Origin of the sequence: Trichlorobacter sp. (assembly GCF_030247655.1) — a bacterium.
Classification (GTDB): Bacteria; Desulfobacterota; Desulfuromonadia; order Geobacterales; family Pseudopelobacteraceae; genus Trichlorobacter.
Window position 1 is genome coordinate 1 of the sequence record NZ_JAOTRZ010000119.1, and the last position, 8,758, is coordinate 8,758.

Consider the following 8,758-nt stretch of genomic DNA (forward strand, 5'->3'; position numbering starts at 1 on the left):
TCTGAAACGGGCAGCTCCTGCAAGGGGGCTGCCCGTTTTTTTGTCCTGTAGTTATCAAGGCTTTCAGGGGGAAGCTGAAACAACTTGGCATATTTAGTTCACATTAAACCCGATAATAGTGTAATGATACGTTTTGATTCAATTAAGTGAGATTAAAGCGGTTTTGTAGCCAGAGCTAATCAGTAACTGTTGTTTAGGGATCGTGTGGCCATTTGGTATGGCTTCAGGTCTAAGTAAGGGGATAGATATGGGATTTTCACTTGATCTTCGCTACCAGATCTGTCTGCAGCCGATTGATCTACCGGTTTTTAACCCGGTAGCTCTTGAGCTGCTTCAGTTGCTCAGTGACCCAACCGTTGAAATTGATCGGGTTACCGAGATAATCCTGAAGGATCAGGCGCTTGCCATTCAGGTGCTCAGGATGGCCAATTCATCGGCCTACGTGGGGCGTACTCGCTCTGAGACCATCAAGGATGCTGTGAATCGTCTGGGAAGCAAGCAGATTACCAGTCTGGCAATGGCTGCCTCGCAAGCGGCACTGCATACCTCAGACCTTTCCATCGTCAATGCGGTTATGCGGGATCTCTGGCTGCACTCCCATGCCTGCGCACTGGGCTGCCGTTCGCTCGCCGTCAGCAGCGGTCATCGTGAACTGGCAGATCAAGCCTATCTGGCCGGCCTGCTGCATGATATCGGTAAGCTCTACCTGCTTAAGGCGATGGAGCGGATCTGGCTGGCCCGTGAGATTGAGTTGGACCTTGATCTTGAGACCTTGTTGGATGTGTTTTCCGATATGCATGTGGAACAAGGGGTCCGCATCATGAATCACTGGGATATTCCGCCCCTGTATTGTGCTGTTGCGGCCCATCACCATGCAGAGACATTTGATGCTTCAGACACCCTGCTGGCCATTGTTCGGCTGGTTAATTTCAACAGTATGCAGTACAACCTTAATCTCTACCCGAGGCTGGTGCAGCCATCGGATGCAAACTCGGAAATTCTGGCGTTACAGGTTGATGAAAACGCCTTGGTCGTCCTTGAGGCAGACATGCAGGCCGCCTGTGCCTAGTCGGTTACTTCCCCTGCAACAGACTGATAGCAAACAGTATATCCCGGTAATAGGTATCCCATGACTTGCACGGATCTTTTTAGTACCCGAATCCAGAAAAATTTTGATGATGATCAGGCAGAGATACTTGCCCTGCTGGAGGCTAACCTCAAAAAGCCACTCAAGCTGATCAACTATTACAAAGGTATTCCACTCTCCTATCCGGCAACCATCGCCTCCATCAGCAGAGGGGTGGTTGATCTGGATGTGCAGGAAATGCAGGCCTTTACCATTGAACAGGCCCGCTCCACCTTTATTCGCAGTCCCCTTTTCAAGCATGATCTGTTTGCCCAGGCCCAGTATGTCAATGTCAGGAAAAAGGCAGCAACCTTTGTGAAGTTTTCTTATGTAGAGATCATGGCAGAGCGCCGGAGCTTTGTCAGGGTGGAGGTGGATGCTCCGGTGAATGTGGCGATTACCTCACCGCAAGGAGTTGTTGAAGGCAGATTAACTGATCTCTCTCTGTCCGGCTTTGGTGTTTTGATTGACTATACCTGCCCACTGGAAACAGGCGTAGAAACCACGGTGCAGTTTACCCTGCTAAGCCCTGAAACCGGTCAACCTATCCCGATTAGTATTCCGGCAACGTTGATCAGCATCAGCGGTGATCGTTCTCCCTATAGCTACCGGTTTGCCATCAACCCGGAAAAGCTGCTTGAACGTCAGATTTCACAGTATGTTTTTCAGCGGCAGGTTGAGATTATTCGGGAGGTTAAGGAGATCGTGTCCTAGTCTGGTGTGATCGTCTTTTCGCTTCATGAGGCCAAAGTAAAACGGGTTGCCGGAATCATCCGGCAGCCCGTTTTTTCAGGTTAGTGTTGTTGCTTACGCTACCCTGAGCTACTTCAAAAATTACTTCACTTCCCCGTAGGGATCCTTCAATTCCTGCTCAGGCTTGAACATCAGCTTCTTGGCGCCACGGTTGTTGGTGTACTTGCTCAGTTCCAGATCAACCTTGACCGGTACATCAACACCGGCTTTGGTCAGGGCCTGACGCAGCAGCCCGTCAGCCTTGCCGGCGTACAGGGTCGCATCGCCCAGGATACGCATCGCTTCGGTCGGGTTATGGAAACCGATCGAGTTTTCAGCACCAAAGAACAGGTTACGATAGAAACCTTCTTCGTAGTAGTTCTTTGCCATGTCGTACAGTTTCTGGTCTATCTGTTTGCCTGCTGCCTGCTGCTTGTGGGTCAGCTCAAACAGCTTGGCAACAGTTGCCAGGGCATAGCCGGAACGGATGTACTGGGATGCAGCGCGATCCTGAATAGTAAGTACCTGCTCCTTCAGCCAGGCCGGACTCTCGGTATGGCACTGCTGGCAGGCCTTAAAGTCGTTCTTGAGCGGGCTCATGATCCGGTGGTCAGAGATCTTCTTACTGCCAACCTTGGTGTACGGCATATGGCAGTCGGCACACGAAACGCCGGCCATCCAGTGCACACTCTGGTTGGAGTACATCTCAAACTCAGGATGACGGATGTAGGCCATCTTGAAGCCGGTTACGGCCTGGGTCCACTCGCCGTATGACTTGTCGCTGCGCATCTTCTTGATGATGTTTTCAATGGAGATCTTGCCCCACTTGCTTTCATCCCACGGGAAGAAGACATCCTGTGACTTCATGTCGGCACTCTTGGGAATGGTGTAGGTCACATGGCACTGGGCGCAGACCAGGGAACGTTTGTCCTGGTTGGTCAGCTTGGTCTGGTCAACACCCAGCTTGTCCAGGGCCTTGGCCAGGGTAAAGCCGCGAGAGATCTTCAGGCCCATATCCTTGTTGTTGTGACAGTCGATACAAGACACGCCCAGTTCCTGATGCTCTTTGGGGATCAGGTTGACGGCATCCTTGTAAGGCACCGAGAAGTAACCCAGCTTGTGCTTTTCAGCCAGTTGCGGTGCGTAAGGGGTCTTGCAGGTCAGGCAGGCGCCGCCTCCCTTCAGGCGGGAGGGGTCAATCTCGGCCTGATCCTTCATCATATACACGTGGCCACGGGGTTCGTTGTACTCGATACCAAAGCCCCAGCCATTGAACAACAGGGCGATAAAGGGATACTCGGACAGTTTGTCATAGACCTTGCCGCCGTCGTTGCCCTTCTTGTACTTGCTCTTGCCTTCGGGGGTGGGTTGGGCAGTGGCCTTCCAGGTCTCATACTGCTCAGGGAAATTCTTGCCCCAGACCGCCGGGTCAATGGTGCCGTCCGGAATCTCGACCACCTTGGTCTTTTCTGCCTTGGGGGGGGCACAGGCTGTGATCGCAGCCCCGCACAGGGCGGCTGCCAGCAGGGTTACCAACAGTTTCATTCTCATTTCAATCCTCCGGGATGATGGTGTGCTAGATCGGGTTTGTGGCTATGGCGCCGGTTCCGGTGTGGGTAATCCTGCGATGGCAGCTCCAGCAGTTGCGGGAGGTGTCCATCTGGGATACCAGGGTTTCGTGGCAGCGGATACAGTTGGCCTTGAGCACCTTGGCGCCGTGTTCAGAAATTTTGATCGGATCGGCGATCCTGCCGCCGTTGAATACCAGCACGTCTTTCAGGCCGTCGATGGACTTCCAGATGTAGTGAGATGCCACGTTGTTGTTGGGCAGATGGCAGTCCACGCATTTCAGGCGTCGGTGAGCGCCGTTATGCATGAAGGCGGTGTGCTGCGCCTCCATCACATGACAGCTGGCACAGAAATCAACCGATTCAGTCTTTGCCAGCAGCTTTGGCGGGCCCAGCAACACGAACAAGCCGATCAGCGCTGCGCCGACTCCACCGATACCAACGATTTTGAGCCATTTGCCGCTGAAAAAAGATCCCATCCCTTCACCCCCCTTCTCTTAAAAGCTTTGTCTGCTGTTGCGGATTATGGTGCGGCTTCCGGATGATCTATTGTGCCGGTATCCGCGGGTAGCCTTCTATACGCCATCTGTCGGACAGGTTGCTTGACCGATGTCAAATAATGCGAAAAGGTGAAAACGGCAGCACCTGCGACCGGTTGGTCGAGAGTGCTGCCGTCATACTACCAGGGTTACTTACCGGCTTTTTTCTTCATATCCGCTGCCATCTCACGGATCTCGGTCAGATCCTTCTTCATCTTGGCATAGCCGTACCAGGTGGTGTAGTCCGGGTTCATGTGGAATGCCCCCTGGAAGGTCTTCATACGGTGGTCCATGAACATCTCGTACAGGGTCTGCTCGATCTTGGTGTCGACATCGTAGAAGGTCAGCAGGTCGGGGTAAGCGAACGGCTGTCCGGCTTTCTGCTTGATAACTCCCTGCTGGTACAGATCGCCTACAATGCTGATCGCTTCGCTGAACAGCTTGTCGGACTCTTTGCCCATCTGGTCGGCGTTCTTGAAGTTCTCCTTTACAAAGTTGGGTGAATGACACTGCTGGCAAATCGCCACATACTTACCCCGCTCCTTGTCGAACTCTTCCTTGGTCAGACGAGCCACCTTACCGGCCTTGACCACATCCAGACGCCCGGTGGGCTTGCCGGAAGGATCAAGTACGCCCATACCTTTCAGGATAGTTGCGCGGTAGCCCATCCACTCGGCATCGGCCTCAGGCAGGCGCACCGCAAGGAAGCCCCAGGCAGACATGACGCGGTGGTTGCCATTGGGCATATGGCAGGTCTGGCACTTGGGCGCACGGTTCTTGGCGCCGGGGTTGATGGCGCGGTTGGTCAGGTAGATGGTGCCATGCTTGGAGCCGGACCACATCTCCCATTGGGGATGGTCAAAGCCCATGTGGCAGGTCTGGCAGGCCTCAGGTTCATTGGCTTCGGCTTTTGAGAAGGCATGGCGGGTGTGGCAGTTCTGACAATCCATCCCGTATTTGTAGTACTTGCGGGCTTCGGTCTCACGTCCCTTGGCATCAACCAGACCCAGGGTGTGGCAACCGCCGCATCCCTTTTGGCCAGCCATGAACGCCTTGGGCTGGTGGGCTGAACGGGGCATCGCATCCAGAGCAACCTGCCCCAGCACATGCTTGCCGTCCATATACTGCTTTGCCTGGTCAGGGTGGCAGACCTGGCACGTAGCAATGGTGGGGAGTTGAGCCTTGGCCACATCTTTCTCGCTGGTGTGGAAGGTGCCGTGGCAGGCCTCACAGGTCAGGGTCTTGGACATCTTGCCCCGATTAAAATCCTGCACCATCTTGGGCGAGATCTTGGCGTGACAGGTCTCGCATTTGGACGGTTTTGCCAGGGCCAGGGCCGGTATCAGGGCCAGGCAGGCGGTTGCCGCGATCAGCATACAGCTCAGTCGCTTCAGGGTGCGCATGGTGGTGCTCCTTTCGGGAAGTGAGGATGATCAGCCCGTATAGGGCGTAGGAACGATGGAACTAACTATGCAACAATATTTAAAAAAGTCAATTGCCGTAAAAAAATTAGGTAAATAAACGTTCACATCACCTTCGTACTTCAATTATTTGTTGACAAACCGGCTGAGTAGCCAGCATTATGTGAATATGAAATCACAAAACGTGCTCGAAAAAAAGGCAACTCAGGTGAGACAGGCTGAGATCGTCCAGGCTGCTCTGGGGGTTATCGGCAGGCTGGGGGTCAGTGGGTTGACCATTCATGAGGTGGCGGTTGCGGCCAGCATGAGTGAGGCCAACATCTATCGTCACTTCCGCAACAAGCAGGACGTGATCAGGGCTGTGGTGGAGTTTATCGGCAGTCAGGTCACCAGCCGGGCGGCTCAGTTGGCCGGCTCCAGCGGCAAACCGCTGGACAAGCTGGAAAAGGTGATCCTGGCCCATAGTGAAATGATCGCCAGAAATCCCGGCATCCCCCGACTGCTGTTCTCCGACGGCGGTATTGTCACTGGTGGCAGAATCGCTCAGATCATGGCCAGCAGGATCGAGAGTTTTCAGGCCACCCTGACCGGTCTGCTGGAGGCGGCTGTTGCCGAAGGGGCACTGCGGGACGGGATTGGTCCGCGGGAAACCGCTGTTACCATCATGGGAATCCTGCAGTTCAGTGTACTACGCTGGATCGGCAATCAGGCTGAAGGCAGGCTGACCGATGAAGTAGCGTTGCTGTGGGCCAACTTCAGGAGACTGCTGGAGCGGTGTGACGACAAATAAATTTTTTTGACCTTGATGTGAATAATTATTCACATAGTCGGTGGAGGCTAGGCCATGTTGTGTTATCAGTATGTTACGGTAATTACCCTGCTTGCGCTGTTCCCCTTGACCGTCCAGGCGGAGCCGATCAGCATGAAACAGGCGGTCAGGCAGACCGTCGACCACAACCCGGTCTTGGCCGAATCACGGTTTGCCGCAGCTGTGGCCGGTCAGGGGATCAAGGCGGCTCAGGGGCGCCATCTGCCCCGCCTGAGCCTTGAGGCCAGTATCACCCAACGATCAGAGTCAACGGCCTTCATTCCGGCGCAGAGTACAACTATCCCGCCCCGTTTCAGCGACAGCTATGCCTTTCTGGGGCCGGTGCTGACCCTGCCGCTCTACCAGGGGGGACAGGTTCAGGCGGCGGTGCGGCTGGCAGAACTGCGCCACGCCATGCAGCAGGACAATACCGTGATTACCCGTAATGAGCTGATCGCCAACACCGTGGCAACCTATGCCAAGTGTCTGCAGTTGCAGACACTGGTCAACGCCTCCCATGGTGCGCTGGAGGCGTTGAACCGGCAGAGAAACGATGCCCGGTTGAAGTATGAGCTGGGCCGGATCGCCAGAGTTGATCTGCTGAAGGTGGAGGTGCAGCAGGCCAATGAGGAACAACGGCTGCTGGCCCTGCAGGAGGGACTCAAGAATGCGGGCAGCGCTCTGCGCAGTCTGATGGGAGAGGCGGTGGGGCCGACAGATGCGCCGCTGCAGCTGGCTGACCGACTGCAGACGTACGAGCTGCAGCCGGATTTTGAGGCAGGACTGGCCCTTGCCAGAACCAAACCGAAATTTAAGCTGCATGCCAAAGGGGTTGCCGATGCTGCCGCAAGTAGCAGGCTGGCATTGGGAAAGCTGTTGCCCAGCCTGCAGGCAACAGCAGGCTATCAGCAGCAACTTGGGCTTAACCCCCATTTCAGTGACGGCATCTGGTACGTGGGCGGGGCGCTTAGCCTCCCGCTGTTTGACCGCAGCAGTTATGCCGAACTTACGCGAGAGCGGCTGCAGCAGCAGCGTGCTGAACAGAAACTGCGGGCAGTTGAGCAGCAGATCAGACTGGAGCTTTTGCAGGCCTCTTCATCCATTGTTGAGAGCCGTAAGCGGATTGAAGCAACCCGTCTGGCGGTGGAGCAGGCAGCCGAGTCGTTCCGTATCGAGCAGGAAAAATTTAACCAGGGGGCCGGCGCCATGGCCGATCTGCTGCTGGCCCAGTCGGCGGAGGCACAGGCCCTAGCAAACCATAGCCAGGCCCTGTTTGATCAGGCAATGGCCGTACTGAACTGGCACAAGGCCAGCGGCAACATGGAGGTCTATCTGTAATGAAACGAAGAGTCCTGATCGGCGTAGTGGTGCTGCTGCTGGTTGCGGCAGTGGTGATGGTGAGAAAGAAGAAGCAGAGTCTGGCCAACCTGGCCAAACCGGCAGCAGTAGCGACGGTGGTGCAGGTTCACGCGGTCAGGCAGGGTGAGCTTGAGGTGACCCGCCGCTATCTGGGCAGACTGGAGGCCCGGACCAGGGCGGATTTGGCAGCTCGGATCACCGGCCATATCCTTGGTGTTGGCAAGCGGGAAGGAGACCAGGTCAGGGCCGGTGAGGTGGTGGTCACACTGGATAACCGTGAACTGCTGGAACGGACCCAGGCAATACAGGCCGAAGGGATGGCAGCTCAACAACGTCTGGCAGCGGCCCGCAGCGCCCTGATGACCCAGCAGGCGGTCTATGGTCGTGATGAGAAACTGTTCAGTGCCGGCGCCATCTCCAGAGAGGCGTTGGAGCGATCCCGTACCGCCCTTGATACGGCCAAAGCGAACGTACAGGCCACAGAGGCCGGGATTAGCGGAATCGGTATGCAGACCGCCGCAGCCCGGACCCAGGCCGGGTACGGCCAGGTCCGGGCACCGTTCAGCGGGGTGGTGACCCGGCGGCTGATGGAACCGGGAGATCTGGCGGTGCCGGGCAAGCCGATCCTGACCATTGAGCAGCAGGGGAACTGCACGGTGGTACTACAGGTGTCACAGGAGGATCTGGCCGGGCTGCGGAGTGGTAGCCGGGCTTACCTGCGCCATCCTGACGGCCGCAGCCAGACTGCAGCGGTCACCCGGATCTACCCGGCCCTGGGGGCCGCCCTGCAGGCCGGGCTGGAAATCGGTCTGGATAAGCCCCCCTTTGGCCTGCCCAGCGGCGCCCCGCTGTCCGTGGAACTAGCCGCCAGCCAACTGCAGGGGCTGCTGGTGCCGGAACAGGCCCTGGTGCGCAACGGCACGGCAACGGAGTTACGAGTGGTTAAGGACGGTAAGGTACGGGTGCGTGCTACCCGATTGTTGGGGGTCAGTAACGGTGTCGCTGCAGTCAGTGGCGGGCTGGCCGCCGGCGAGCAGGTGGCGGTGGGGCAGGAAAGCCGCCTGCGGCTGCTGGCTGAGGGGATGCCGGTTACCCTGCAGGGGGCTACACCATGACCATGATGGAACGGATACTGGCCCGTCCACACCTGGTGCTGGCCACGGTGCTGCTGCTATCGGTGGTGGGTATAATCGGCTACTTCAAGA

Annotated in this window: 8 protein-coding genes; 5 read left to right on the top strand and 3 right to left on the bottom strand. The window is 56.4% G+C overall.

The features are described 5' to 3' along the window. The first annotated feature begins 247 nt into the window (after positions 1 to 247). Both OEL57_RS10765 and OEL57_RS10770 read left to right on the top strand, forming a co-directional pair. Complete coding sequence (locus tag OEL57_RS10765; RefSeq protein ID WP_300740539.1) at positions 248 to 1,069, top strand: HDOD domain-containing protein; 822 nt, start codon at positions 248 to 250, stop codon at positions 1,067 to 1,069. A 60-nt stretch (positions 1,070 to 1,129) separates the two neighbouring features. After that, entirely contained in the window at positions 1,130 to 1,840 is a 711-nt protein-coding gene (locus OEL57_RS10770) for a PilZ domain-containing protein (RefSeq protein ID WP_300740540.1), read from the top strand. 120 nt (positions 1,841 to 1,960) lie between these two features. On the opposite strand, the gene OEL57_RS10775 is transcribed toward OEL57_RS10770, so the two are convergent. From OEL57_RS10775 to OEL57_RS10785, 3 genes are all read right to left on the bottom strand, one after another. Next, complete coding sequence (locus OEL57_RS10775) at positions 1,961 to 3,409, bottom strand: ammonia-forming cytochrome c nitrite reductase subunit c552 (RefSeq protein ID WP_414718516.1); 1,449 nt, start codon at positions 3,407 to 3,409, stop codon at positions 1,961 to 1,963. A 25-nt stretch (positions 3,410 to 3,434) separates the two neighbouring features. Continuing rightward, a complete protein-coding gene (nrfH, locus tag OEL57_RS10780) occupies positions 3,435 to 3,905 on the bottom strand; it encodes a cytochrome c nitrite reductase small subunit (protein WP_300740541.1) in 471 nt (156 codons plus the stop codon). A gap of 209 nt (positions 3,906 to 4,114) precedes the next feature. Further along, positions 4,115 to 5,368 (bottom strand): multiheme c-type cytochrome, encoded by a 1,254-nt coding sequence (locus tag OEL57_RS10785; protein ID WP_300740542.1) that lies wholly within the window; start codon positions 5,366 to 5,368, stop codon positions 4,115 to 4,117. Positions 5,369 to 5,555: 187 nt separating this feature from the next. Between OEL57_RS10785 and OEL57_RS10790 the strand changes: the two genes are divergently transcribed. From OEL57_RS10790 to OEL57_RS10800, 3 genes are read left to right on the top strand one after another with little or no spacing between them, the layout of a single operon-like run. Then, the gene (locus OEL57_RS10790) at positions 5,556 to 6,176 is read left to right on the top strand and encodes a TetR/AcrR family transcriptional regulator (RefSeq protein ID WP_300740543.1); all 621 of its coding nucleotides are present in this window, start codon (positions 5,556 to 5,558) and stop codon (positions 6,174 to 6,176) included. A 54-nt stretch (positions 6,177 to 6,230) separates the two neighbouring features. Then, the gene (locus OEL57_RS10795; protein WP_300740544.1) at positions 6,231 to 7,532 is read left to right on the top strand and encodes a TolC family protein; all 1,302 of its coding nucleotides are present in this window, start codon (positions 6,231 to 6,233) and stop codon (positions 7,530 to 7,532) included. Continuing rightward, positions 7,532 to 8,668: an efflux RND transporter periplasmic adaptor subunit gene (locus OEL57_RS10800; protein ID WP_300740545.1), complete on the top strand. Its 1,137-nt coding sequence runs from the start codon at positions 7,532 to 7,534 to the stop codon at positions 8,666 to 8,668. The genes OEL57_RS10795 and OEL57_RS10800 overlap by 1 nt, the downstream gene beginning before the upstream one ends. Positions 8,669 to 8,758 lie beyond the last annotated feature (90 nt).

Coding starts and splice junctions, on each gene's coding strand:
- OEL57_RS10800 (WP_300740545.1), top strand. CDS start 7,532: ATGAAACGAAGAGTCCTGATCGGCGTAGTGGTGCTGCTGCTGGTTGCG.
- OEL57_RS10790 (WP_300740543.1), top strand. CDS start 5,556: ATGAAATCACAAAACGTGCTCGAAAAAAAGGCAACTCAGGTGAGACAG.
- OEL57_RS10765 (WP_300740539.1), top strand. CDS start 248: ATGGGATTTTCACTTGATCTTCGCTACCAGATCTGTCTGCAGCCGATT.
- OEL57_RS10775 (WP_414718516.1), bottom strand. CDS start 3,409: ATGAGAATGAAACTGTTGGTAACCCTGCTGGCAGCCGCCCTGTGCGGG.
- OEL57_RS10770 (WP_300740540.1), top strand. CDS start 1,130: ATGACTTGCACGGATCTTTTTAGTACCCGAATCCAGAAAAATTTTGAT.
- nrfH (WP_300740541.1), bottom strand. CDS start 3,905: ATGGGATCTTTTTTCAGCGGCAAATGGCTCAAAATCGTTGGTATCGGT.
- OEL57_RS10785 (WP_300740542.1), bottom strand. CDS start 5,368: ATGCGCACCCTGAAGCGACTGAGCTGTATGCTGATCGCGGCAACCGCC.
- OEL57_RS10795 (WP_300740544.1), top strand. CDS start 6,231: ATGTTGTGTTATCAGTATGTTACGGTAATTACCCTGCTTGCGCTGTTC.